The following is a 24,836-nucleotide window of genomic DNA, read 5'->3' as shown; positions in this document are numbered from 1 at the left end:
GAATGCGAGAAGGAAAGCGGGAATCCGCAATCGAATTCAGGTTCCGGTCCTTGCCGGCGGCCCGTCCTGAGATTGAAGTTAGATTCCGCCCCGCATGCGTGTCAACCGATCTGTCGCGGTTGTCCCGCCTTCTTACCGGAAGCGAAAGGGCTCTTTTCCGGACCGGTAAGGAATGACAGAACTCTGTAAGATTTGGCAGCTCAACGTCATCGTGGAGGGCGCTGAGTAATGCTTTTCGAGTCCTATTGACGGGCTCTTCTGGATATGCCTAGCCTGCTGATGTCGATGCGGCTCACTTCCGCATTTCGGCGCTCGTCGAGGAATTCTGTATTCCTCCGGGTCTGCCTTTTCTGAACCCCTGTGAGAGAAGAGAGGCGTCATGCCGCGCTGGGTTGAAACGGTTTCCGCCATCGAGGGCTGGAACCACATCGATACAACCGCCCGCGTCCGCTGGGGCGAATGCGATGTGCAGGGCCACGCCTACTACGCCAGCTATGTCCCCTGGTTCGACCTGGGTCGTGAGGCGTTCGCACTGGCCGTGGGCGTCGACTTCTGGAACTACACCATCACCACGACGAACTTCCGGGCGCGCTTCCACGAGCCGGCCAAGTACCTGGACGACCTGACCATCCGGACCTGGGCCGTGACCCCGAGGCGCCACCTCGAGTGCCACTACGAGATCTACCGCACGAACGGCGGACGCCTGCTGGCCGAAGCCCACTCGGTGCACTCGCTCGTCGATCCCGCCACCGGCCGGCTGATGCGTGCCACCGACGAACTCCACGACAAGTTCGAGGAGTTCATGGAGCGCCGCCGAGCCGAGGCGGCCGCGGCCGGCGCCTGACCGCCACGACCGTCGGGCAACCCTGTCGCCCGCCCTCTCCCCTCACCGCCGAACGCCCCAGGAGGCAAGGCAATGACTTCCCCCGCCCTCGAGCAGCTGCGTGCCGCACTGCGAGGACAGCTGATCACTCCGGTGGACCCGGAGTACGACACCGTGCGCCGTGTCTTCAACGCGATGATCGACCGCCGCCCGGCATTGATCGTGCGCTGCCTCGGCACCGCCGACGTCCTCGCGGCCCTGGCGTATGCCCGCGAGGCGGGCCTTCCTGTCGCGGTGCGCGGCGGCGGGCACAGCATCGCCGGCCACGGCACCTGCGACGGCGGGCTCCTCGTCGACCTGTCGCTGATGCGCGCGGTGCACGTCGACCCCGCGCGCCGCACCGTGCGCGCCCAGGGCGGAGCGACGCTCGGCGACGTGGACCGCGAGTCCCAGGTCCACGGCCTCGCCGTACCCAGCGGCCAGGTCTCCGAGACCGGCATCGCGGGCCTCACCCTCAGCGGCGGTATGGGCATGCTCCAGAGGAAGTACGGCCTGACCTGCGACAACCTGCTCTCCGTGGATATGGTCACGGTGAACGGGGAGCTCGTGACCGCCAGCGCCGACCAGAACACCGAGCTGTTCTGGGCCGTACGCGGCGGCGGAGGCAACTTCGGCGTCGTGACCTCCTTCGAGTACCGCGCCCACCCCGTGGGGCCGATGATGCTGGCGGGCATCGTCGCCTATCCGGTCGAAGAGGCCGCCGCGGTCCTGGAGTTCCTGCACGACGAGATCGCCGCCACCCCCGACGAACTCAGCACCGACGTCGTCTTCCTGCGGGTGCCGCGGCTGGAGTTCTTCCCCGAGGAGCACCAGGGCCGGCCCGTCGTCGCCTTCTTCCTGCGCTACGCCGGTGATGTGGAGGACGGCTGGGAAGTGGTGCGGCGCTTCCGCGAGTTCGGCGAACCGCTCATCGACGCCATCGCCCCCATGCCGCTCGTCCACGTCCAGTCGATGCTGGACCCCGCCAACCCGCGCGACCACCAGCAGTACTGGACCAGCGAGTTCCTGCCGCGGTTCGGTCCCGCCGAGCGGGAGACGGTCGCGCGCATCGGTGCCGACCTCCCCTCGCCCGAGACCGTCCTCCAGGTCATCCCGTTCGACGCGGAGCCGACCCGGATCCCCGCCGACGCCACCGCCTTCGCCCACCGGGAGGAGAGCTGGCTCATCCACATCGTCGGGCAGTGGGCGGATCCGGCCGACAACGACCGGTGCCGGAGCTGGGTGCGCGAGGCGGGCGCCGACCTGCGTGCCTTCGGAACCGGCGCCGCCTACCTCAACCTGCTCAGCGAGGACGACGCCGACATGCGGGTCAGCGCGTTCTGGAACGACACCCGGCTGCGCCGCCTCGCCAGGGTCAAGGCCCAGTACGACCCGGACAACCTGCTCCGCTTCAACCACAACATCCCGCCCGCCCCGGCCGGGGAGGAGCGGTGATGGGCCGCACGGCCGGCCGCCGTATCCGGGTCGCCGTCGTCGGCGCCGGCTTCGGGGGACTGGGCGTGGCCATGGCCCTCAAGCGGGCCGGACATGACGACTTCGTCGTCCTCGACAAGGCCGACGACATCGGCGGCGTCTGGCGGGACAACACCTATCCCGGTGCGGCCTGCGACATCCCCGCCTCCCTCTACTCGTACTCCTTCGGCCCCCGCTACCCCTGGTCGCGGCGGTACGCCCCGCAGGCCGAGATCCTCGACTACCTCCGCTCGTGCGTGGCCGCCCACGGCCTGGACCCCCATCTGCGGCTGGGGCAGGAGGTCACCGACGCGGTCTTCGACGAGGACCGGCTGCTGTGGCGGCTGGGCACGGCGGCCGGAGAGACGATCGAGGCGGAGGTGTTCGTGGCCGCCTGCGGCCAGCTCAACCGGCCGGTCGTACCCCGCCTCCCCGGCGCGGAGCGCTTCCGCGGACGCGCCTTCCACTCGGCGCGCTGGGACCACGGCCACTCCCTGCACAGCCGCAGGGTCGCCGTCATCGGCACCGGCGCCAGTGCCCTGCAGATCGTGCCCGCCATCGCCGACCAGGTGGAGCACCTCACCGTCTTCCAGCGCTCGGCGCCCTACGTCGTTCCCAAGTGGGACCGCACCCTGCCCGCCTCGCACCGCCTGCCCCGCCCGGTGCGGGACGTACGGCACAAGGCCGCGCGGCTGGGCTGGTGGCTCTTCAACGAGTCCCTGGTCAGCGGGCTCACCCGGCGCTCGCCCACCGCGGGGCTGACCCGGCGCGGCAGCCAGGCGCAGCTCACCCAGCAGCTCACCGACCCGGAGCTGCGGGCCCGTCTCACCCCCACCACCGAGGTCGGATGCAAGCGCGTCGGTATCTCCAGCACCTACTACCCGGCCTTGCAGCGGCCCGACGTCACCCTGGTGACCGAGCCGATCACGGAGATCACACCCACCGCGATCCGCACCTCCGACGGCGCCCGGCACGAGGTCGACACCATCGTGTACGCGACCGGGTTCGCCGCGACCGACTTCCTGGGACCGCTGCGGGTGACCGGACGGCGCGGCGCGCGGCTGTCGCACCAGTGGAGCGAGGGCGCCCGCGCCCACCTTGGGATGACGGTGCCGGGATTCCCCAACCTGTTCCTCGTCTACGGCCCTCACACCAACATCGGCGCGGGATCGGCCGTCTACATGATCGAGAGCCAGATCCGCTACATCAAGGCAGCCGTCCGTGAACTGGCCCGAGGCACCCGGTCATTCCTCGAAGTGCGCCCCGAGGTGGCCGAGGCCTTCGACGCCGAGATGACCCGCCGCACCCGGCGCTCGGTCTGGGCGACCTGCACCAGCTGGTACCGGCACTCCTCCGGCCGGGTGACCAACAACTGGCCCGGCCAGACGGCGGAGTACCGCCGCAGGACCGCGCGCCTGAACCTGGCCGACTTCCGCCCGGCCCTGCCACGCCCGCGCAGGCCGTGACCTCGCGCCCGCCTCCCCCCACCGCAAGGAACGCCATGACCCCGCACCAGGAAGAACCGCACCCCTCGCCGTCGCAGGCGGACTCGGAAGCCCTCCTGAACACGCTGCGCGCGCAGGGCTTCCCGCCACTGGAAAGCGCGGATGTCCCCGAACTGAGGCTGCTGATCGGCCGGTTGCGACAGGTCCAGGGCGACCCGGAACCGGTGGCCCGCGTCCTCGGCACGTTCGTCCCGGGACCGGCGGGCATGCTGCCGGTACGGGTGTACCAGCCCGAGCCGCGCCCCGGGCCCCGCCCCCTCCTGGTGTTCTTCCACGGCGGCGGCTGGGCCGCGGGCGACCTCGACCTGGTCGACCGGCCGCTGCGCCGGCTCGCCAACGCGACCGGTGCCGTGGTGGCCAGTGCCGGCTACCGGCTCGCCCCCGAAACCCAGTTCCCCGCGCCCGCGCACGACGCCTACGCGGCCCTGTGCGCGCTCGCCGCCCGCGCGGCCGAGCTCGGCGCCGACCCCGGCCACCTCATCGTGGCGGGCGAGAGCGCCGGGGCGAACCTGGCCGCCGCGGCATGCCTGACGTCCCGCGAGGAAGGCGGACCGCGCCCCGCGCTGCAGATCCTCATCTGCCCGCCAATCGCACCCGCGCGGCACACCCACTTCGCGTCCTACCGGGACAAGGCCGAGGGATATCTCAACACCCGCGCCGCGATGGAGCGGTTCTGGGACCTGTACGTGCCCGACGCGGACGCGGCCCGCAGCCCGCTGGCCGCCCCGCTCCTCGCCGACGACTTCTACGGGCTGCCCCCCGCGCTCATCCTCACCGCCGAGCACGACCCGCTGCGCGACGAGGCGGAGGAGTACGCACGGCGGCTGGAACGCGACCAGGTACCCGCGGCGGTGAGCCGGATACCGGGAGCCCTGCACATCTTCTTCCTGCTCCCGCACCTCACCGCCTTCCGGGCCGCGCTGAGCGACATCGAGCGCGCCGTGCGCGGCCACCCGCCCACCGCGCCGCGTACCCGGCCGGACCCGCGGCGGCACGGCACGCCGTCATGACCACCCCCACCCCGCCCTCAGGAAGGGGCACCGACATGCACCACCGTCACCTCTACATCGACGGCGCCTGGACCACCTCCACCTCGCGCACCGACATCGACGTGATCGAGTCGGCCACCGAGAAGGTCATCGGCTCCGCACCCGGCGGCACCCCCGAAGACGTCGACTCCGCGGTGTACGCGGCACGGCGGGCCTTCACCGGCTGGGCCGGCACCCCCGCCCAGCACCGCGCCGCGTATCTGCGCACGGTGGCTGACGGCATCGAGCGCCGCGGACCGGAACTCGCCGAGCTGATCACCCGAGAGGTGGGAACACCGATCGGCTTCGCCCGCATGGCGCAGGTCGGCCTCGCGGCCCTGGCCTTCCGCACCGCGGCCGAGGTGGGTGAGTCCTACCCGTACGAACAGCACCGGGCCCCCTCGCTCCTGATCCGCGAACCGTTCGGCGTCGTGGGTGCCATCACCCCGTGGAACTACCCGCTGTACCAAGTCGCCGCGAAGGCCGCGTACGCGCTGGCGGCGGGCAACACGGTGGTGCTCAAACCCAGTGAACTGGCGCCCCTGAGTGTCTTCGCCCTCACCGGGATCATCGAGGAAGCCGGTCTCCCCGCCGGGGTCTTCAACCTGGTGAGCGGCGTCGGAGCGGTGGTGGGCCAGGCACTCGCCGCGCACCCGGACGTCGACTTCCTCTCCTTCACCGGATCCACGGAAGTGGGCAAGACGGTCAGCCGGGCCGCCGCCGGCACCGTCAAGCGGGTCGGTCTCGAACTCGGCGGCAAGAGCCCCACGGTGATGCTCCCGGACGCCGAGGTCAGCCAGGTCGTGCCCCGCGCCGTCGCCGCCGCCTTCCTCAACAACGGACAGACCTGCTGCGCCCTGACCCGCCTGGTGGTGCCCCGCGCCCGCAAGGAGGAGGTCGAACGGGCCGCCGCCCAGGCAGCCGGGGCCATGCGCGTGGGCGACCCGCTGCTGCCCGCCACCCAGCTGGGCCCGCTGATCTCCGCGGGACAGCGCGACCGGGTGCGCCGCCACATCCAACGCGCCCAGGGCCAGGGCGCCACCCTGATCACCGGCGGGGCGGAACCCCTCCAGGACCTTCCGCACGGGTACTACGTACGCCCCACGGTCCTGTCCGACGTCACCACCGCGATGGACGCGCAGCACGAGGAGATCTTCGGCCCGGTGCTGGTGATCGAGTGCTACGACGACGAGGACGAGGCCGTCACCCTGGCCAACGCCACGCCCTACGGGCTCGCCGCCGCCGTGTGGTCGGCCGACCCGGACCGCGCCCTGGCCGTGGCCCGGCGCATCCGGGCCGGACAGGTCGAGATCAATGGCGGCGGCTTCAACCCCCGTGCCCCGTTCGGCGGTTACAAGCAGTCCGGGAACGGCCGTGAACACGGCGTCTTCGGGCTGGAGGAGTTCCTCGAAGTCAAGTCCGTCCAGTTCTGAACCCCCCTTTCCCCACCCTCGCCCCCGTAGAGACAGGAAACCGCTCCCATGCTCCGTACCATGTTCACCTCCAAGATCCACCGTGCCACCGTCACCCAGGCGGACCTCCACTACGTCGGCTCCCTCACCCTGTGCGCCGACCTCATGGACGCCGCGGGCCTGCTGCCGGGCGAGAAGGTCGACATCGTCGACATCAACAACGGCAACCGGCTCTCCACCTACCTCATCGAAGGCCCCCGGGGCTCCGGTGTGGTCGGCATCAACGGGGCCGCGGCCCGGCTCATCAGCCCCGGCGATCTCGTGATCATCATCGCGTACGGCATGGTCGAGGCCTCGGAGGCCGCCAAGGTCGAACCCAAGGTCGTCTTCGTCGACGCGGACAACAAGGTGGTCTCCCTCGGATCCGACCCGGCCGAGGCGACACCGGACGGGACCACCTTCCGCGGCGACCACGTCTTCGTCGACTAGTCCACCCTCCCCGCAGCCGCCACCGGGGCGGGGCGGCGACCTGACGCCGCCGCCTTCCGCCCCGGTGGCGCTGCACGACCACCCGGAGACAACAGATGTGCGGAATCACCGGATGGGTCTCGTACGACACCGGCCTCACCGGACAGCGAGACACACTGGAGCGGATGACGGCCACCATGACCGGCCGCGGGCCGGACGCGGGCGGCATCTGGGCCGACCACCACGCGGCCCTGGGCCACCGCAGACTGTCCATCATCGACCTGGCCGGCGGCGCCCAGCCGATGACCGCCGCCACCGCCGACGGCACGGTGGCACTGACCTACAGCGGCGAGGTCTACAACTTCCGCGAACTGCGCGCCGAACTGCGCGCCCGCGGCCACCGGTTCACCACCGCGAGCGACACCGAGGTGGTGCTGCGCGGCTACCTGGAGTGGGGCGACGCCCTCGTCGACCGCCTCAACGGGATGTACGCCTTCGGCCTGTGGGACGGCCGCACCGAACGGCTGCTCCTGGTCCGCGACCGGCTCGGAGTCAAACCCCTCTACTACCACCCCACGCCCGACGGCGTGCTCTTCGGCTCCGAACCCAAGGCCATCCTCGCTCACCCCGGCGTCCGGCCCTCCGTGGACCTCGACGGGCTGCGGGAGATCATGCTCGGCGTCAAGACACCCGGCGCCGCCGTCTGGAGGGGCATGCGGGAGCTGCCACCGGCCCACATGGCCGTGCTCGACCGCTCCGGGCTGCGTGAACGCTCCTACTGGCAGCTGCGGGCCACCGAACACACCGAGGACCGAACGGCCACCGCGGGCCACCTGGCCGCCCTGCTCGAAGGTTCCGTACGCGAGCAACTGGTCGCGGACGTCCCGCTGTGCACCCTGCTCTCGGGCGGCCTCGACTCCAGCGCCATCACGGGGCTCGCCGCCCGGGAACTCGCCTACGGGGGTGAGGCGCTGCGCTCCTTCTCCGTCGACTTCGTCGGCCACCAGGAGCACTTCGTCCCCGACGGACACAACGTCAGCCCCGACACCGCCTACGCCCGGGCCGTCGCCGACCACGTGGGCGCCCGGCACACCAACCTGGTCCTGGACCCGGCGGCCCTCGCCGACGAGGAGGTGCGGCGCGCCTGCGTGGCCGCGCGGGACCTGCCCGTCGGGCGCGGCGACATGGACCACTCGCTGCTGCTGCTCTTCCGCGCGGTGCGGGCGCACTCGACCGTCGCGCTGTCCGGGGAGGGCGCCGACGAGATGTTCGGCGGCTACTGGTGGTTCCACGACCCCACGATCAGCGCGAGCGCGGGCTTCCCCTGGCTGACCGCCGCCACGGGTGCCGTCCGCCAGGAGCGCGGGTTCCTGTCTCCCGACCTGCGAAAGTCGCTGGAGATGCCGGAGTTCGCCGAACAGCGCTACCACGAGGCCGTGAGCGCGACCCCCTTCCTCGACGGCGAGGTCGCGGACCGGCGCCGGCGCCGCGAGCTGTTGTATCTGCACCTCACGCGGAGCCTCGGCGGGATGCTCGACCGCAAGGACCGCTTGAGCATGGCCGCCGGCCTCGAGGTCAGGGTGCCGTTCTGCGACCACCGCATCGTCGAGTACGCGTACAACATCCCGTGGCCCCTGCACGTCTTCGACGGGCGGGAGAAGAGCATCCTGCGCGAGGCCACCCGCCCCGTCGTGCCGGAGGTCGTCCAGCGCCGCACCAAGAGCCCGTATCCCATGACACAGGACGTCCGCTACGTCGAGGCGTTGCAGCGGCAGGCGCGGAAGGTCCTGGGAGAGCGGGAGGCGGCGGTCTTCGCCCTGGTGGACCGCCGGGCCGCGACCCGCGCCGCCGACACCCCTCCCGGCGCCTCCGCGAACGCACCCGGGCAGCGCCTGCTGCTGGAGAAGCTCCTCGACCTGCACGTCTGGCTCGACCTGTACCAGCCCGACCTGGTCATCTGACGAGGTAGGCACCCCGTAGGGGGCGCACAGGAGGAAGGCCCCGGTCACCGGACCGGGGCCTTTCTCCTGTCCTCGCGGGTCTACTCGTAGAGGGCTTCGTACAGCTCGCGGAAGCGGGCGTGCACGACGGGGCGCGCGACCTTCAAGGAGACCGTCAGCTCTCCGGACGCCATGCTGAGGTCACGGTCGAGTACGTGGAACGCCTTGGCGCGGAAGTACTCCTGCACGGTGGCGTTGGCGTGGTCCAGCGCCCTGTGCAGCTCCTCGGTCAGGAGGGGGTGGGCGGCCAGGGCACGCGGATCGGCGGGCAGGTCCCGTTCGGCGGCCCACTGGGCGGCGCGCTCCGCGTCCAGCGTGAGCAGCGCGACCAGGTGCGGTTTGGCCTCCCCGTACAAGACGGCCTGCGAGATCAGGGGGTGGGCCCGCAGCTCCCGCTCCAGGGGGTGGGGGGTGACGGCCATGCCGTTGGAGAGCTGGATGAGTTCCTTCTTGCGGCCGGTCAGGCGCAGACAGCCGTCCCGGTCCAGTTCGCCCAGGTCGCCGGTGTGCAGCCAGCCGTCGTGGACCGCCCCGAACTCGCCCTCGTCATAGCCCCAGTAGCCGTGGAAGACGTTGTCGCCCCGGATGAGGATCTCACCGTCGTCGCTGATGGCTATCTCGACTCCGGGCAGGGGTTTGCCGACGGTGCCCAGACGGTTGTCGTCAGGGGTGTTGGTGGTCGCCGCGGCCGCCGTCTCGGTCATGCCGTAGCACTCGACCAAGGGCAGTCCGCAGCCGACGAAGAAGGACAGGATGTCCGGGGAGACGGGCGCTCCCGACACCGTCGCGCGACGCAGATTGCCGCCGAAGCGCTCGCGCACTTCGGCGAAGAGTGTCCTGTCGGTGTGGTCGAACCACTCCTGGAGTTCAGGCGCTACGGGTTCGCCCGCCGCCCGCATCCGGCGCACCCACAGTCCGGCGCGGGCGGCGTCGACGAGCTCGGTGCGTTCGGCGGGGGAGCGGGGGGCCAGGACCGAGCGGTAGATCATCTCCAGCGCGAGGGGGACGAGGGGGACGACGGCGGGCGCGGCGGCCCGCAGTTCGGCGGGCATGGTGTCGGGTGGGCCGCCGCTGAAACTGGTGAAGGTGTATCCGGCCCACCAGCTGAGCAGTTGCATCAGGAGGGCGATGGTGTGGGGGCCGGTGACGACGAAGACGGTGCCGTTCGAGGTGTACGCCTGGTCGGGTCGGCGCCGGGGAGGCGCGGGGTGGGCCTTTAGGACCGCCACGTAGTTGCCGTGGGAGAGGGCGCACCCCTTCTTCGGGCCGGTGGTTCCCGAGGTGTAGATGATGACCAGCAGGTCGTCGGGGGTGATCGTGGCCCGCCGTCGGGCGAGCGCGGCGGCCGGTACCGCGTGGGAGCCGGCGCGGCGCAGGCCGACGAGTGTGGTCGGGGGGTCGGTGGTGCCGGGCTCCCCGTCGGTCCGGGGCTCCTCGTCGATCACGATGATGTGGCGCAGACCCGGCAGTGCGGGCAGAGCGGCGCGGAGTTTGGTGAGCTGCTCACCGTCTTCGCAGATCACCGCCTTGGCGTCGCAGTCGTTGACGACGTGGACGATCTCCTCGGGGACCGTGGTGGGCAGCAGGGACACCAGGACCAGTCCGCAGGAGGCGGCGGCCAGCAGCGTCAGGGTCCACTCGGGGCGCAACTTGCTCTGGATGGCCACCCGGTCACCGGGGGCGAGGCCGAGGGCCAGCAGCCCGCGGGCGATCTCGTCGCTCGCGTCGTGGGCCTGCGCGAAGGTGAGTTCGCGCGGTGCCCCCTCGGCGGTGCGCCAGCGCAGGGCCGGAGCCTGTGGCCACCGTTCGGCGCCGTGCCGCGCGAGGTCGGCGAGGGTGGGGGGCGTCCTGGGCGTTTCCATCGGACTCACTCGCCTCCCGGCACACGGCGCTGGGCGGGTTGCGGGTCCGGCTGGGTGTCGAGCATGTAGCCCCTGCCCCACACCGTCTTGATCACCAGGCCGAGCGGGGCGAGTCGCCGGCGCAGGCGCAGGACGCGTACGTCCAGGGCGTTGCGGCGGGGCATCTCGCCCTCGGGCCACATCACCCGCGTCAGGTCCTCGCGGCTGACGGTGCCGCGGTAGGAGGCCAGCAGCACCCTGGCCAGATCGGCTTCGCCCTGCCCGAGCGGCACGGACTGCTCGGCGAAGTGCAGGATCCCGTGGTGGTCGAGCACCGGGTCACGGGGCGCAGCCCGCACTTGCAGCGCGGCCTGCCGGGCCTGGACGTCCTGGGGGTCCGCGGGGGTGCGGATCCAGTCCTCCAGCTGGTCGACGCAGTGCGGGGGCGGCGCGGTCGGTGCGACGAGGAGCAGGCGGGGGACGCCTTGCGCGCGGCACTGGTCGAGTTGGTGCGACTGCTCGGGCCAGCGCAGGATGCGGACCGCGCCGGACGGTGTGCGCGGTGCCATCGCGGGGGAGGGGTGGTGGCGCGTGGGCAGCGGGCGGTGGGGGCGGGGAGGGCCGGGGAGGGTGAGCGGGAAAGTCACGGTTGCCTTCCTTGGAACGGAGACGCGATCGGCTGGACCGTCAAGGGTGGGAGGGGCTGCCCGGAGCGGGCCGTGAGGGGAAGGAGTGTCGCGGCACAGGATTCAGCCAAGCCGCTCGTGGCAGGGGATTCCAGAGGGTGGGGTGTGCCCTCGGTGTGCCTGTGGGGCAACGGCCGGGGCGGGTACGGCGTCGTGGAGGAACGTGTGGCGGATGAGTACGTCCAGATCGGCGGTGGTGAACGCGGCCTCCGATGAGGGGTGTTGCGAGGGGTTTTCGGCTTGCTCCTGAAGCGTGCGGGCCGCGCTGCGCGTGATGTGCACGACCGCGGGCAGCGGGGAGTCGGCTCGCGCGGGAGAGGACGGTTCGGCGTGGTCGAGCAGCCGCAGTGCGTTGGCGGGGGCTCCCTGCGTGGCCTGCTGGGCGGCGAGCAGCACCAGCACCCAGAGCCCCGGCTCGTGGTCGTGGCCGTGGGCCAGGACACCGGCCCTGAGGGCCGCGACGTAGGCCGTCTGCGCGCGTGCCTGATCACCGAGTTCGTAGGCGAGCAGGCCGCTGAGACATGCGGCGCGGGCGGTGGCCGCCATCAGACGCGCGCCCAACTCCGGCCCGTAGCCCGCCGTGTGGAGCAGCTCGGTGACCACGCGCAGCTCGGCGTCCGCCAGCACCCGGCCGGTCGCGGGTGTCTCGGTGCGGCACAGCTGCCTGAGCTGGTCGTGGCGGGCTTCCAGAGCGGTGACGGTGGCGTCGGCCGGCCGTCGGCCCGGGCGTTCCGGCGGTGCGGGGGGTGTACGGGACGTCTCCTGCCAGTGGGTGAGCAGTCGCTCCACGGAGTCCGCGCAGACGGTGAAGTGGCCGTCGTCGGACGCGGGTGTCTGCGGGGTGCGGGAGTGGGCGCGCAGGGAGCGCAGGGCCTCCTCGGCGGTCCAGGGTGCGCAGAGCGGCACGGGGGAGCCGCCGGCGAGGTGCAGCCAGTGCGGCCAGCCCAGGCGCAGTACGTCCGAGCGGGGCACACCGTGGAGGCGGGCGATCGTGAACTGTGCGGTCAGTTCGGGGGTGACCTTCCCCGACTCCCAGCGGGCGATCTTCTCGCGGCGGGCTGCCATGGTGCCGTAGCCGAGTTCGGCGTGCTTGCGGGCGACGAGCTGGGCGTATCCGGCGTGGGAGAGGCCTTCCGCGCTGCGCAGCGCGGACAGCGGGTGAGCGAGGGGGCTCTGGTGTGTGGGGCACATGGCAGGCGCATCCCAGGGGGAGGGGGGAGGGGGAGGGCTGCCGGGGGAAAGTGTTCGTCCCGGCCGGTCGGCAACTCGTGTCTACGAGATCGGCAACTCGTGTCTACGAGACTGGCAGTGGCCCGGTGGCCGTGTCCCTACGGTCACCACCACAGACTCGTACGGGGCCGGCACCGCTGAGGTGCTTCGGTACCGAAGGCCGACCACCCGACGGACGCGCGGGTGGCCGCGGCCGGACCTGCGCACCGGCCGCCTCCGTCATCTGCGGGCCGGGGGCGGGGAGCGGTCGCTGCCGGTCAGAAAGAGGTGCCTGGGCCCGATCAGGGGCCCAGGCACCGTGACAGCTCAGCGGCTGCCGGCTCCGACCAATTGCTGGGCGTCCGGCGACTCGGGGGCGCCGCCCGTCAGGAGCAGCGGGCCGAGCCCCTGCCGCTTCACCCCGAGCTTGCGATAGGCGCTGGAGAGGTGGAATTCCACGTTGCGGACGGTCACGCACAGGTCCTGGGCGATCTGCCGGTTGGTGGCCCCGCGCGCCGCGGCGAGCGCGATCTGATGCTCCTGCGGGGTGAGGCCGAGGGGAGCGCTGCCCCGCCTGCTCCTGCGCCGTCCTCCGCCCACCTGGGCGAGCAACCGCTCCCCGCGCCGCACCAGCGGCTCGGCGCCGCACGCGGACGCCAGGGCGATCGCCTCCTCCACCGTGGCGCGGGCCTCGTCGCCCCCGCTCTCGGCCTGGAGCGCCGCGAGGTCCAGGAGCGCCGCAGCGCGGCCCAGGCGGTGCGGGGAGGCGGCCAGACGCGCGATCGCCGTCGTCAGCAGCTCGTGTCCCTCGTCGCCGCCCAGGGCCATGGCCAGTGCGTGCTGGGCGACACCGACGACGCGGTCGGTGCCCCAGGTGAGGGCCAGCGCCAGATCCTGCTCGGCCAGCTCACGGGCCCGTTCGCGCTGCCCGAGTGCCGTGTGGGCGGCGGCGGCCAGTGAGCGCCACGGCAGGATCGCGGGATTGTGCATCTGCCACGCCGCCGCCCGTCGGCCGCACTCCTCCAGAGCGTCCACGGCGCCCCGCGCGTCCCCTTCGGCCAGGAGCAGCCGGCCGCGCGTGCAGAGCAGCGCCGTGTACTCCAGCATCTCGGGCACGTCGTCCGCCCCGCGCAGATGGTGGGCCAGGAGGGCGCGCGCCCGGTCCGCCCGCCCGAGGGACACGAGTACGTCGGCGAACCAGACAGCGCAGGTCACGGCGCAGTGGTCGCCGCGTACGTCGAGTCCGTAGTCCTCGAACGACGCCAGCGCCGCGGCGAAACGGCGGGCGGCCTCGTGCAGGTCCCCCTCGTGCACGGCCTTGAGGCCGTGGGCCATCGCCATGATGGCCATGGCCCGGGGCCATCCGCTGCCCTCGGCGATCCGGTCGCCGACCGCGAACACCTCGTCGATGGCGGCCGAGGCGTCGGTACGGGCCAGGGCGAACAGCGTGTAGTAGGAGGGCGGCCGGAAGAAGTTGTGGTCGGCGCTGAGGATCGCCTCACGGGTGCAGCGCACCACTTTCTCGCGCTCCACTCCGCGCCAGGCCGCCATGGTGGCCACCGTCCCCTGCTGGGCGCGGCGCAGCGCGAGGTCCCCGAGGACGGGCCGCTCCATGCGTTCCACGCGGGCCAGCGCGGTGGGCACGGTCGGCAGCCGCAGGAACTCCGGCGTCATCGCCGTCGCCTCCAGCCGCCAGGCCAGGTCGGGGTCCTCGTCGCCGAGGTCGGCGATGGCCGTGTCGGCGATCCGGGACGCCTCCTCGTGGGCCGACACCATGCACAGCGCCGGTACGAGCTTGAGCGCCGCCTGCGCGGCCTGCCGGGCGTCGGTGGCGGTGTCCAGCGCCGTGCGCAGGTGGCGGATGCCGTCGTGGGGTGCGTACGACAGCTCGGCGGTGCCCAGGTCGCACAGCATGGCGCTGTGCTCACACGGCGCCGAGGGCTGCTTGAGCGCATGGCGCAGATACGTGGCCGCGATGTCCGGGGCACCGCGCCCCGCCGCGAGCTTGGCCGCGCCGCGCAGCTCCTCGCACGCCCAGGGCGCGGTGGAGGCCCCGGAGCGCAGCAGGTGGGCGGCGACCTGCTCGGACGGGGCGTGGGCGGCGTGCAGCAGGTGCGCGGCCCGCCCGTGCGCGGTCAGCCGCGCGCCGACCGGAATGCTGTCCAGGACGGTGGTGCGGACGAAGGAGTGGGTGAAGCCGAGCGGGTGGGAGTTGGCCACCACGGACATCGACGCGAGGGTATCCAGGGCGCGCGCGGCCCGAGCCGGCTCCAGGCCCGCGAGATCGGCGGCGATGTCGAACTCGGCACCGTCACCGAGGACGGGCACGGCGTGGGCCAGGGCCTCGGTGTCGGGACAGGCCCGAAAGCGGGCGCGCAGGCGGGCCGCCACGGCCGGGGAGCCGAGCCTGCGCACCTCGACCGCGCCGAGCGCGTCCAGGGGAGCGCCCGAGTGCCTCAGTACGCGCAGCAGCTCGGTCAGCAGGAAGGGGTTACCCCGGGTCACCTCGGTGCAGGCCGCGACGACCTCCGTGTCCACCCGCCCGGTCGACCGGTGCACGACCTCGGCCACCGCCTCGCCGCTCAGGGGAGCGAGCCGGACTTCGCGGGCCTGGCCGGTCAGGGCGAGAAGAGGCTCTTCCGCGTAGGGCCGCTCGCCGTCCGTGGTCGAGAGCAGCACGGTGACGGGGTGGCCGGCGAGGCGGTGGGCGGCGTAGGCGAGGAAGCGCATCGACGGGGCGTCGGCGGCGTGGGCGTCGTCCACGGCGAGGAGCAGGGCGGAGCGCTCGGCGAGCTTCGCGATGAGCCTGAACAGCGCGTGATGGGTGGTGTACGTACTGGTGCGGCGGATGTCGGGGGAGGCCTCGTCCAGCACGAGCCGCGCCGGGGGGCCCGCCAGCTCCAGCAGGGCCAGGCGGGTGGGCTCGTCGGTCTTGGCGAGGAGGTCGGCGAACAGCCGGCGGACCACCCCGAAGGAGAAGTCCCGCTCCAGCGGGGCGCCGCACGCGCTGCCGACGAGGACCGGGACGCCGAAACGCGTACCCGCAAGGGCCTGGATGAGCGATGTCTTGCCGATGCCCGACTCGCCGGTGAGGTGGACCAGGGAGGGGTGGCCGGCCGCGGACGCGACGACGCCGTCGCGCAGGACGCGCAGTTCCGCCTCGCGTCCCGCGAGCGGGGACGCTCCGTACCGGGACTCCGGCGCCGTACGACTGCCTGTGTGCGACATACGAGAGATACCTTTCCTCGCCGTCCGGTCGGCGTGCCGCGTGGGGGCGGTGCCGGTCCGGCGGTGGGTCCTCGGCCGGCGGACGTCGCCCGTCTACGGGAGAAGGCGATGGCCGGGAGGTGCCAGGCTGCTCGATACGCTCAGGGGTGAGGCGGGTGGAGGCGCCTGGAGGGGGGTGGACCCACGGTGAGGGCCTTACGGCGACGCGTACGGCACGGGGACCACACGAACCACCATGACCCACGGGCGCCGGCCGGGGGATCCGCCCGGCGTCGCCCTCGGCCCCCGCCACCCGGCGGGGGTAAGGACCCGCTCCTCACACGGCGGCCCGCCAGGTTGCGGCCTAGAGTCGGATCCGTGGCAGCGGAACGGGAAGACCGGGCGATCCGCGTGGTCGTCGTCGACGACGAGCAGCTGGTCCGTTCAGGCCTGCGGATGATCCTGGCCGCAGCGCCGGACATCGACGTGGTCGCGGACTGCTGCGGGGGCGAGGCCGTGGACACCGTCCTCGCGCAGCGGCCCGACGTGGTGATGCTGGACATCCGGATGCCCGACGTCGACGGGCTGACCGTGCTGAGCCGGCTCACGGCCGTCCTGGGGGAGCGGCTGCCGGCCGTCACCATGCTGACCACGTTCGACACGGACGAGTACCTCGCCACGGCCCTGCGTGCCGGGGCGTCCGGCTTCCTGCTCAAGGACACCGAGCCCGAACAGCTCGCCCGGGCCGTCCGCGTGCTGGCCGCCGGCGGCAGCACGCTCGATCCCACGGTGGCCCGCACGGTCATCGGGGGATACGTGCAGGGCACCGGGGACGCCGGACAGGCGAGGCGGGCGGTGGAAGGGCTCACCGACCGCGAACGCGAGGTGCTCACCCTGCTCGGACGGGGACTCTCGAACGCGGAGATCGCCTCCGGTCTGCACCTCGCCCACGGCACCGTGAAGGACCATGTCAGTGCGCTGCTGGGGAAACTGGGCGGCCTCAACCGGGTGCAGGCGGCCGTCGTCGCGGAGCGGGCGGGACTGGTGGACGGCCGCGCGGACGAGCCCCGGCGCCCCGTATGACGCTCACTCCCGCACAGTGGCGTCTGCTGTACATCCTGGGACCGGTGGTGCTGGCCGTCGGCGACACCTTCATCACGGAAGCCAAGCTGAGCACGCTGGAGCAGGCGTTGTCCCTGGGGGCGGGTCTTGCGCTGTTCGCCCGACTGCGTATGCCGGTCACCACGCTGCTGCTCACCCTGCCGGGCCAGTTCGCGGGCAGCGCCTGGCTGGCAGCACTGATCGCCCTGTACACCGTCAGCCGCCTCAGGCCGAGCCGCCTGCTCCTGACGACCTGCGCCGTGCTCGTGACCGCCGCCGAGATCCTGCCCAACCCGCTGGAGGCCAAGGCACTGGTGGAGAGGCTGACCAACATGCTCTGGCTGGAGCAGAAGCTGGGGGCACCCATCGCCGCGATCGCGCTGGGGCGCGCGGTCGCCCTGCGCTGCGAGCTCACGGCGCGGCTGAAGGAACTCACCGAGGGGCGCAGCAGGGAGGACCGTCTGCTGGCCGAGCAGGTACTGGCCACGGAGCGCACACAGCTCGCCCGGGAGATGCACGACGTCGTCGCCCACCAGGTGAGCCTCATCAGTCTGCAGGCCGGGGCACTGCGCATGAGTACGCCCGACTCCGCGTCGCGGGAGGCCGCCGACACCATCCGGACGCTTGCCGTCAGGACCCTGGAGGAACTGCGGCACATGGTCGGCGTGCTGCGGGCCGCGGGAGCGGGCTCCGCGCAGCGCAGACCCCAGCCCCGCCTCTCGGACCTTCCGCGGCTCCTCGCCGAGAGCGCCGTGGATGTCGAGGCGGACATCGGCTACGGGGAGTGCGCCTCGTGCCCGGAAGGCGTGGAGCGAGCCGCTTTCCGGATCGTGCAGGAGGCGTTGACCAACGTCCGCAAGCACGCCCCGGGGGCCAGGGCCCGGGTCCGGGTGCGGTGCGCGCGCCATGAGCTGAGAGTGGAGGTCCGCAACACCGCCGCCGTAGCCGGCACCGCCCCGCTCGACCTGCCCAGCGGCGGGCACGGCCTCATCGGCCTGAGCGAGCGGGTGCATCTGCTGGGGGGCTTCTTCAGCGCGGGGCCGGACAGCGCCGGTGGGTACGTGGTCAGCGCCACGATCCCCATCCCCTCGGGATAGCTCCAGGACGGTCGGCCCAAGCCGGTCCCTGCCGCGCACACAACCGTCAGGTCAGGTTCAGCCCCCCGTCGAGCACGATGACCTCGCCGGTGAGGTACGTATTGGCGATCACCGAAGCCACCAGGTCGGCCACGTCGGCGGGCTGGGCCGGGCGGCGCATGGGCGCGCGCTCCCGCCACAGCTCGTGTGCCTGCGCCCAGTCCTTCGTCATCGGCGTGTCCACCAGCCCCGGTGCGACCGCGTTGACCCGCACCTTGGGCCCGAGCGCGGACGCGAGCAGCCGGGTCACGTGGTTGAGCGCCGCCTTGCTCGCCGCGTACGGCACGGACGAGCCCTTGGGCCGCACCCCGGCGTGGCTGGTGATGTTCACGATGCCGCCGCCCGCGGGGGAGCGGCGCAGCGCCGGAAGCGCCGCCGTGCACAGCACCCAGGGCGCGATGAGGTTGACCTCCAGGAGCTGCCGCCAGTCGGCGGGTGTCGCCGCGGCGAGGTCGTCGTGCGGGATCGGCCAGCTGATGCCCGCGTTGTTCACCAGCACGTCCAGCCGCCCGCACCGCTCAAGCACCGTCTCGACCAGCGCCCGGGCTTCTGCCTCCACCGCCAGGTCCGCCCGCACGTAATCCCCGCCGAGCTCCGCGGCCAGTGCCTCGCCGGCCTCCGCACTGCGCCGCGAGTGCACGACGACCCGCATCCCGTCCGCCGCCAGCCTCCGCGCGACGGCCTCCCCGATCCCCGAGGTGGACCCGGTGACCAGGGCGACAGGGCGATCCGCTTGTTCCATGCTCATACCTACGGATCCTGTCACGGGTGCCGTTGTGCCTGATCCACCGCGGGTCACCGGCTCTCGTCCGCCCGCTCCGCACGCGACCGCCCATCGAGCCGCGCGGACCTGATGGTCCGGCTCGACCGCAAGGACACCAACCTCCTCATGGTCGAGGCGGCGGACGACGACAGTACGGGCCGCCCGGTCACCCCCCCCAGGAACGCGGTGGCGATGGTCGAGCGCATCGGCCCGGTGCGGCACGCCACCGCCACCGCCAACGTGGACGCCCGCATCCGCCGCAGTGACGTGGTGCTTGAGGAGCGCACCGCCGGTGTCACCACGCAGGCGGCCCGCCTCGACGAGGCCACGTACGGCTTCGACCGGTCCCAAGCCGGACGCCGGTGCTCCCACCCTGGTCCCTGGCGGGCGGCCTCACGGCCACGCTCCTGATCGGCGCGCTCGCGGGCCTCTATCCGGCGATCCGCGCCTCACGACCGCACCCGACGGTGGCGCTGCATGCGGCATGACCAACCCTGGCGACACACGTCACCACACCGTTGTCGACAAATCCTCATGCCCCTGTCCCCATTGGGCGTCAAAAGACGGGGCGGGCAAAGTGGTGGACACCTGGGCGGTCGGCAAAGCCCCGGTGGGCGTGGGCGTCAGCCCCGACGGGCGGCGGCTCTACGCCACGGACTCCGGCGCGGATGTCCTGCTGATCATCGAGACGACGTCAGGACGCGTCCTGGCCCGGGTGCCCGTGGGCAAGACGCCGCAGGGCCTTGCGGTCAGTCCGGGTGGCAGCCGCGTCTGGGTCACCAACGAGGAGTCCGACACCGTCACGGTGATCGACCCCACGCAGCCCAAGGTGCGGGCGACGCTGGAAACCGGCCACCACCCCGAAGGGATCGCCATCACCCCCAGGTGACAGGCGTGGCGCCGGGTCAGCGTTGTGGGCGGCGTCCGCTGATCACCTGGTCCAGGCGGTCGACATCCATGGGCGGCCCGCTGAAGGTGAGGCGGGGATTGGTGAGGCCGGCGAGGGCGATGTCGAGGTGGCGTTCCCAGGCGTCGGGAGCAAGGGCCCCGGTGATCTCGATGACGCCCCGCATACCCCAGATGATCGCGCCGATGTCGGCCACGTCGGTGTCTGGATGAACGTGGCCGGTCTCCTTGGCGCCGGCCAGGAGGTCGGCGATGATCGCGTAAATCTGGTGACGCTGTTCGGGCAGGGACATTTCCCCGAAGGCGTGGGGCAGAACGCTGCGGCTGGTGGCCAGATGCAGGCCGACCGTCCGCAGGAAGTACTGCAACTGCTGCTCGGCGGGCAGCGCCCGGGCCTCCTGCGCGTGTCTGAGGAGACCGTCGAAGAAGGACGTGGCCAGGGCCAGCAACAGCGCGTCCTTGGTGGGGTAGCGGCGATAGAGCTCCGTCGGCGCCACCCCCACCTCCCGGGCGATCTGCGCCATCGATGCCTGCGGATGCAGCTCTCGCAGGGCGTGGGCCACCTGCTGCAGCAACTGCTGGTCGTCGTCCGCGCCGCCCGGGGCGAGGATGTCTTCTGGGCCGGGCACACTTCCTCCTCGACAGGCTGGGGGCCGCCGCTGTACGACGCAGTACGAAGGGAAGGCCCGCTTGCTGGTGGGCGACCAGAATCCCCCGCAAGGCGGTCGGCACCACAGGATTGGGCTGACGTAGGGCGTGGAGCGGGACAGGCCGCGTGGGCATCCCTCCGTCACAGGGCCGGTGGTGTGGGCGTCGGTGCCGCCGTCCGCCATCCAGGTGGACGACGGGCCGCCGCTGCACTTACGGCGGCCCTGTGTGGAGGCGGCGGCCGCACGGAGTTGTCACCCGGTTGGAAGACGACCGCGAGATGCAGCAGGCTTCCCTATGCTGTCCGGGCCGTTTCTGTCCGGGCCGTTTCTGTCCAGGCCGCGGCGCGGAAGACGTACGCCGTCATCGGGGCGGTCACCGGCCCGGGGCCCAGACGGGCCGTCATCTCCGCGATGACGGTGTCCCGGACGGCCTGCTCGTCGCCCCGCTCCTCCACGCCCGCGCGTACCGGCGTTCCGGCGAGGAACCCGGTGGCGACATCGGCGACCGAGGCCGCCCGGCCCTGAAGGGTCAGCTCCTGCTCCTCCTCGACGGCGAATCCGGCGGCCGACAGGTCGGAGGCCGCGACAGCGGGGTCGGCGTAGCCGTGCGGGACGGTGGGGAGGAAGGGCGGCGGGTCGCCCGGAAAGGCGCGTTCGAGGCCTGCCTGCAACGCGGCTCCGAAGGCGTGCGTACCGAGCGGACCCCAGGTGTTGAACAGGAACCGCCCGCCCGGAGCCAGGACCCGGCGGACCTCGCGGAAGGCCGCGATCCGGTCGGGAAAGAACATCACGCCGAACTGGCAGACCACCAGGTCGAAGCTCCCGTCCGGGAACGGCAGCCGCTGCGCGTCGGCCCGCCGCCACATGGCATCGGGTACCCGGGCCGACCCGTAGGCGACCATGGCCTCGTTCAAGTCGGTGGCTGTCACTTCGGCTCCGGATACCTCCGCGATCAACACCGACGTTAACGCGCCGGTGCCGGAGGCGAGTTCCAGGATCCGCCGGGGGCGGAGCGCCGCCGCTCGGGCCGCCAGGTCCTCGGCGAAGGGCCGGAAGACCACGGGGACCAGATACTGCTCGTAGGCCGCCGGCATGGACTCCGACCACCGCCGGTCGGCATCGTTTCCCGTCACGTCCACCACGTTAACGCGGCCCTGGGAAAACCCCACCCGGCCGCGCCGACCCGCATTTTTGCCTGGGTCAGCGCCCCGGGGCCGGGAGCGTGAACCGCACGTCGGTCAATTGTTCCGACAGCTCCCACAGACGGCGGCCGGTCTGCGGGTCGGCCGCCGCGGTGGCCAACCGCACGCGCGTCGGGCCACCGCGCAGCTCGGCGAAGCCGTCCGGCCCGATGAACTCACCGCTCTCCACATCCGCGGCGGTGGCCGCGTACAGCTGGGGAAGCGCGCCCTGTTCCGCGCGCTGGGCGAGCGGGGCGAGGATGTGGCCGAACAGCATCTTCACCATGCCGACCGGCGCGCTTGTCTGCAGATGGGTGGAGGTGTAGCCGGGGTGGGCGAGCACACTGCGCACCGGACTGCCGGCCGCGGTGAGCCTCCGGTGGAGTTCCCATCCGAAGACGGCGTTGGCGAACTTCGACTGGTTGTAGAACCTCATGGGCGAGTACGTGCGCTCACCGGACAGGTCGTCGAAGTAGAGGCGTCCCTGCCGGTGGTTGGTCGAACTGACCGTGACCACGCGGGGGTCACGGCCGTCGGTCAGCAGGTCGAGCAGCAGACCGGTGAGTGCGAAGTGGCCGAGGTGGTTGCCGGCGAACTGCACCTCGTGCCCCTGGGCGCTCAGCGAGCGGGGCGGTGCCATCACGCCGGCGTTGTTGACGAGGACGTCCAGCCTCGGGTGATCGGCGCGCAACTGACCGGCGAACGCCCGGACCGAATCCAAATCGGCCAGGTCGAGGCAACGGACCTCAAGGTGGGCGCCGGGCTGCTCACTGGCGATCGCTGCGGCGGCCCGGTGGCCTTTGGCCTCGTCGCGGACCGCGAGGATCACGCGGGCGCCCTTGCGGGCGAGTGCCCGGGTGGTCGCCAGGCCGAGGCCGCTGTTGGCCCCGGTGACGACGAACACCCTCTTCGCCTGCTCCGGGATCCGATCGGCGGTCCAGCGCTCCTTCTTCATCATGCGGCACACGCTGCCGCCTATGGCACTCGGTGTCAAGAGGTTACCGAGTGCCATGAATGGCATGGCGTACGATCGGCCGGTGGACTCCCGCCCTGAAGTCACCATGGCCCAGCGCAAACGCCAGCTGGTCTCCGACGAGCTGAGCGAAGCAGCCCTCCAGCTTCTGGCGCTGAAGGGGTTCGACGCGGTCACGATCGACGAGATCGCGGCCGCCGCAGGTGTGTCCAAGCGGACGTTCTTCCGGTACTTCGCCTCCAAGGAGGACGTGGTCGTCCAGTTCCTGGCCGACCTGGGTACCGGTATGCGCACAACGCTGGCGTCGCGTCCCCCCGAGGAGCGGCCTTCCGTTGCCCTGCGGCACGCCGTCTGGGTCTCCATGGCCGCCTGCGCCGACCACTCCGACCGGGCCCTGCGTGTGGTCCAGTTGATCCTGCGCACCCCCGCCCTGCGCGCACGTTTTCTGGAGCGCCAGGACCAGTGGCGCGAGGATCTGGCAGGAGAGCTGGCGCGGCGCCTGGGACTCGACCCCGATACCGCTCTGTACCCCCGGCTGGCGGCCGGGATGGCGCTCACCGCCTTCGACACCGTGCTGCAACGGTGGAGCGGCAGCGACGGTTCCGAGGACCCCGCCGAACTCACCAACCGCGCCTTCGCCACCATCGCCCCGGCGCTGGACGCTGTCAGGTGAGCTGCTTTCGCAGCAGTTCAAGGGGTTTCTGCGATACGCCACGCGGGATCGTCGCCCACCCGGTCAACCACTACACATCCGGCGGTTGACGTCGGCCCGGGTGCGGGGCTGGACTGGTTGGGGGACGTTGCGGCGACTCGCCAGGGAGAGCAGCAATGACAACCACAGAGACGTTCAACCTTCTGCAGCCGTACAAGATCGCCGAAGAGACGTTTGTCATCCCGTGGGCCCTTGAGGCCCCGCCCGTCGGCCACTTCCCGATGAACTCGATGGTGATCCGAGGAGCCGAACCGATCCTCGTGGACACCGGGGCGCCCGCGGTGCGCGCCCAGTGGCTGGAGGCGGCCTGGTCTGTCGTGGATCCGCTGGACGTACGGTGGATCTTCCTCACCCACGACGACCGCGACCACGCCGGCAACCTCCTGGCGGTCCTCGCCCAGTGCCCGAACGCGACCCTGCTGACGACGTGGTTCTCCATCGGCCGCATGGCGGAGGAGTGGGAGACTCCCATCAACCGGTGCCGCTTCATGACCGACGGCGACACGATCGACGCGGGCGATCGCACCCTGGTCGCCAAACGGCCACCCCTGTACGACAACCCCACAACCCGCGCTCTCTTCGACCGGAAGACCAACGTCCTGTGGTCCGTCGACACCTTCGCCACGAACGTGCCGACTCCCATGCCCGACATGGCGGCGCTGTCACCCGACGAATTCCGCGACGGCCAGTTCTTCGGCGGCAGCCTGGTCCCCCCTGGGTCGCGCTGCTGGATCCGGAGAAGTTCGGGAGGGTCGTCACCGACTTCCAGCACCTGGACGCCGAGGTCATCGCCGGCTGCCACTGCCCTGTCCTCCGCGGTCCCCAGATCCCCGAGGCCTACCAACTTCTCCGACAACTCCCCGAGATCCCACCGTGGACAGAGTTCACCCAGGCCGACCTGGACCAGTGGATGGAGGTCGCCGAGAGCTCGGTTCCGCCCGAGCAGCCGCGGCCCTCGGGGACGTGACGGAGAGCCCCGCCGCACGACGGGCCTTTTGTATGCCGCCGCTGTGGGCCGACTCGCCGTTCTTCACCAACTGAGCCCCGACCACTGACCTGTTGTCGCGACTGGCGAGATCAAGTAAGGTCACCCGACGTGAACACCGGACCGGCGATACGCCACACACGGATGGGCCAACCGGTGGAGGGCTGATCCCCCACCGGGTGCGCGGCAGGCACCCCCTCGGTTCGGCACGCGGACCTCCCGACGCACGAGCGTTGCGCGTCCGCTTTCCGTGCCGAACAACAACGAGGTCACCTGCATGTCAGTCGCGTTCAACCACACCATCATCGCCGCCAAGGACCGCCACGAGTCGGCCCGCTTCTTCCGCGAGCTCCTCGAACTCCCCGAAGCACCGTCCTGGGGCCCGTTCACCAACATCCAGCTCTCCGACGGCGTACTGCTTCAGTTCGCCGAGCCGCCCGTGGACATCCAGATGCAGCACTACGCGTTCCTGATCGACGACGAGCTCTTCGACCGGGCGTACCGGCGACTCCGCGACCAGGGCACCGAGCACTGGGCCGATCCCCACATGCGACGCCCGAACGAGATCAACCATGAGCATGGCGGTCGGGGTGTCTACTTCAAGGACCCCGCTGGTCATGCGATTGAGCTGATCACCCGTCCGTACCTCTGACCAGGCAGTGCGTGGTCGGGCGCCCCGAACCGGCGCCCCACCCCCCGACCCGGTGGTGCAATACACCATCTCAATCAATTATTATA

At 71.7% G+C, this 24,836-nt stretch carries 21 protein-coding genes and 1 pseudogene; 14 read left to right on the top strand and 8 right to left on the bottom strand.

Features of this window, described 5'->3' with window-relative positions; translation table 11 throughout:
- The first annotated feature begins 379 nt into the window (after positions 1-379).
- The 7 genes from ABZ404_RS08615 (at position 380) to asnB (ending at position 8,709) form a co-directional block, all read left to right on the top strand.
- Positions 380-844 carry a thioesterase family protein gene (locus ABZ404_RS08615; protein ID WP_358831855.1) on the top strand — a complete coding sequence of 155 codons (465 nt, stop codon included), beginning with the start codon at positions 380-382 and terminating at the stop codon, positions 842-844.
- 72 nt (positions 845-916) lie between these two features.
- Positions 917-2,317 (top strand): FAD-binding oxidoreductase, encoded by a 1,401-nt coding sequence (locus ABZ404_RS08610; RefSeq protein WP_358831856.1) that lies wholly within the window; start codon positions 917-919, stop codon positions 2,315-2,317.
- On the top strand, positions 2,317-3,801 hold the full coding sequence (locus ABZ404_RS08605) for an NAD(P)/FAD-dependent oxidoreductase (protein WP_358831857.1): 1,485 nt from the start codon (positions 2,317-2,319) through the stop codon (positions 3,799-3,801). Before ABZ404_RS08610 ends, ABZ404_RS08605 begins: the two co-directional genes overlap by 1 nt.
- Before the next feature lie 35 nt (positions 3,802-3,836).
- Entirely contained in the window at positions 3,837-4,850 is a 1,014-nt protein-coding gene (locus ABZ404_RS08600; RefSeq protein ID WP_358831858.1) for an alpha/beta hydrolase, read from the top strand.
- Positions 4,851-4,885: 35 nt separating this feature from the next.
- A complete protein-coding gene (locus tag ABZ404_RS08595) occupies positions 4,886-6,301 on the top strand; it encodes an aldehyde dehydrogenase family protein (RefSeq protein ID WP_358831859.1) in 1,416 nt (471 codons plus the stop codon).
- Positions 6,302-6,349: 48 nt separating this feature from the next.
- Entirely contained in the window at positions 6,350-6,769 is a 420-nt protein-coding gene (gene panD, locus ABZ404_RS08590) for an aspartate 1-decarboxylase (RefSeq protein ID WP_358831860.1), read from the top strand.
- Between the two features lie 95 nt (positions 6,770-6,864).
- The gene (gene asnB / locus ABZ404_RS08585) at positions 6,865-8,709 is read left to right on the top strand and encodes an asparagine synthase (glutamine-hydrolyzing) (protein ID WP_358831861.1); all 1,845 of its coding nucleotides are present in this window, start codon (positions 6,865-6,867) and stop codon (positions 8,707-8,709) included.
- Between the two features lie 80 nt (positions 8,710-8,789).
- Here the strand turns inward: asnB and ABZ404_RS08580 are convergent, their stop codons facing one another.
- The 4 genes from ABZ404_RS08580 to ABZ404_RS08565 all read right to left on the bottom strand — a co-directional run bounded on the left by ABZ404_RS08580 (position 8,790) and on the right by ABZ404_RS08565 (position 15,712).
- On the bottom strand, positions 8,790-10,610 hold the full coding sequence (locus tag ABZ404_RS08580; protein WP_358831862.1) for an AMP-binding protein: 1,821 nt from the start codon (positions 10,608-10,610) through the stop codon (positions 8,790-8,792).
- 5 nt (positions 10,611-10,615) lie between these two features.
- Entirely contained in the window at positions 10,616-11,236 is a 621-nt protein-coding gene (locus ABZ404_RS08575; protein ID WP_358831863.1) for a helix-turn-helix domain-containing protein, read from the bottom strand.
- A gap of 102 nt (positions 11,237-11,338) precedes the next feature.
- Positions 11,339-12,466 carry a hypothetical protein gene (locus tag ABZ404_RS08570; RefSeq protein ID WP_358831864.1) on the bottom strand — a complete coding sequence of 376 codons (1,128 nt, stop codon included), beginning with the start codon at positions 12,464-12,466 and terminating at the stop codon, positions 11,339-11,341.
- 345 nt (positions 12,467-12,811) lie between these two features.
- A complete protein-coding gene (locus tag ABZ404_RS08565; RefSeq protein ID WP_358831865.1) occupies positions 12,812-15,712 on the bottom strand; it encodes an AAA family ATPase in 2,901 nt (966 codons plus the stop codon).
- Positions 15,713-16,069: 357 nt separating this feature from the next.
- Here ABZ404_RS08565 and ABZ404_RS08560 point away from each other — a divergent pair, with 357 nt between their 5' ends.
- Together ABZ404_RS08560 and ABZ404_RS08555 are read left to right on the top strand one after the other, a co-directional pair.
- A complete protein-coding gene (locus ABZ404_RS08560) occupies positions 16,070-16,774 on the top strand; it encodes a response regulator transcription factor (protein WP_358831866.1) in 705 nt (234 codons plus the stop codon).
- Entirely contained in the window at positions 16,771-17,889 is a 1,119-nt protein-coding gene (locus ABZ404_RS08555; protein WP_358831867.1) for a histidine kinase, read from the top strand. The genes ABZ404_RS08560 and ABZ404_RS08555 overlap by 4 nt, the downstream gene beginning before the upstream one ends.
- 46 nt (positions 17,890-17,935) lie before the next feature.
- On the opposite strand, the gene ABZ404_RS08550 is transcribed toward ABZ404_RS08555, so the two are convergent.
- Entirely contained in the window at positions 17,936-18,676 is a 741-nt protein-coding gene (locus tag ABZ404_RS08550) for an SDR family oxidoreductase (protein ID WP_358831868.1), read from the bottom strand.
- Between the two features lie 105 nt (positions 18,677-18,781).
- Between ABZ404_RS08550 and ABZ404_RS08545 the strand changes: the two are divergent.
- Together ABZ404_RS08545 and ABZ404_RS08540 are read left to right on the top strand one after the other, a co-directional pair.
- Positions 18,782-19,012 (top strand): annotated as a pseudogene (locus ABZ404_RS08545) (ABC transporter permease); the annotation flags it as partial.
- Between the two features lie 256 nt (positions 19,013-19,268).
- Positions 19,269-19,580, top strand: coding sequence for a beta-propeller fold lactonase family protein (locus ABZ404_RS08540; protein ID WP_358831869.1), 312 nt, complete (start codon positions 19,269-19,271; stop codon positions 19,578-19,580).
- Positions 19,581-19,596: 16 nt separating this feature from the next.
- Here the strand turns inward: ABZ404_RS08540 and ABZ404_RS08535 are convergent, their stop codons facing one another.
- The 3 genes from ABZ404_RS08535 to ABZ404_RS08525 all read right to left on the bottom strand — a co-directional run bounded on the left by ABZ404_RS08535 (position 19,597) and on the right by ABZ404_RS08525 (position 22,386).
- Positions 19,597-20,226 (bottom strand): TetR/AcrR family transcriptional regulator, encoded by a 630-nt coding sequence (locus tag ABZ404_RS08535; RefSeq protein ID WP_358831870.1) that lies wholly within the window; start codon positions 20,224-20,226, stop codon positions 19,597-19,599.
- Between the two features lie 314 nt (positions 20,227-20,540).
- Positions 20,541-21,341 carry a class I SAM-dependent methyltransferase gene (locus tag ABZ404_RS08530; RefSeq protein WP_358831875.1) on the bottom strand — a complete coding sequence of 267 codons (801 nt, stop codon included), beginning with the start codon at positions 21,339-21,341 and terminating at the stop codon, positions 20,541-20,543.
- A 106-nt stretch (positions 21,342-21,447) separates the two neighbouring features.
- A complete protein-coding gene (locus ABZ404_RS08525) occupies positions 21,448-22,386 on the bottom strand; it encodes an oxidoreductase (RefSeq protein ID WP_358831871.1) in 939 nt (312 codons plus the stop codon).
- A 103-nt stretch (positions 22,387-22,489) separates the two neighbouring features.
- Between ABZ404_RS08525 and ABZ404_RS08520 the strand changes: the two genes are divergently transcribed.
- The 3 genes from ABZ404_RS08520 to ABZ404_RS08510 all read left to right on the top strand — a co-directional run bounded on the left by ABZ404_RS08520 (position 22,490) and on the right by ABZ404_RS08510 (position 24,750).
- Entirely contained in the window at positions 22,490-23,074 is a 585-nt protein-coding gene (locus tag ABZ404_RS08520; RefSeq protein ID WP_358831876.1) for a TetR family transcriptional regulator, read from the top strand.
- A 155-nt stretch (positions 23,075-23,229) separates the two neighbouring features.
- Complete coding sequence (locus tag ABZ404_RS08515) at positions 23,230-24,168, top strand: MBL fold metallo-hydrolase (RefSeq protein ID WP_358831872.1); 939 nt, start codon at positions 23,230-23,232, stop codon at positions 24,166-24,168.
- A 207-nt stretch (positions 24,169-24,375) separates the two neighbouring features.
- Entirely contained in the window at positions 24,376-24,750 is a 375-nt protein-coding gene (locus ABZ404_RS08510) for a VOC family protein (protein ID WP_358831873.1), read from the top strand.
- Positions 24,751-24,836 lie beyond the last annotated feature (86 nt).

The sequence above is a fragment of the Streptomyces sp. NPDC005878 genome (genome assembly GCF_040629815.1).
Lineage (GTDB): Bacteria > Actinomycetota > Actinomycetes > Streptomycetales > Streptomycetaceae > Streptomyces.
This window is presented reverse-complemented; position numbering and strand designations above follow the sequence as displayed.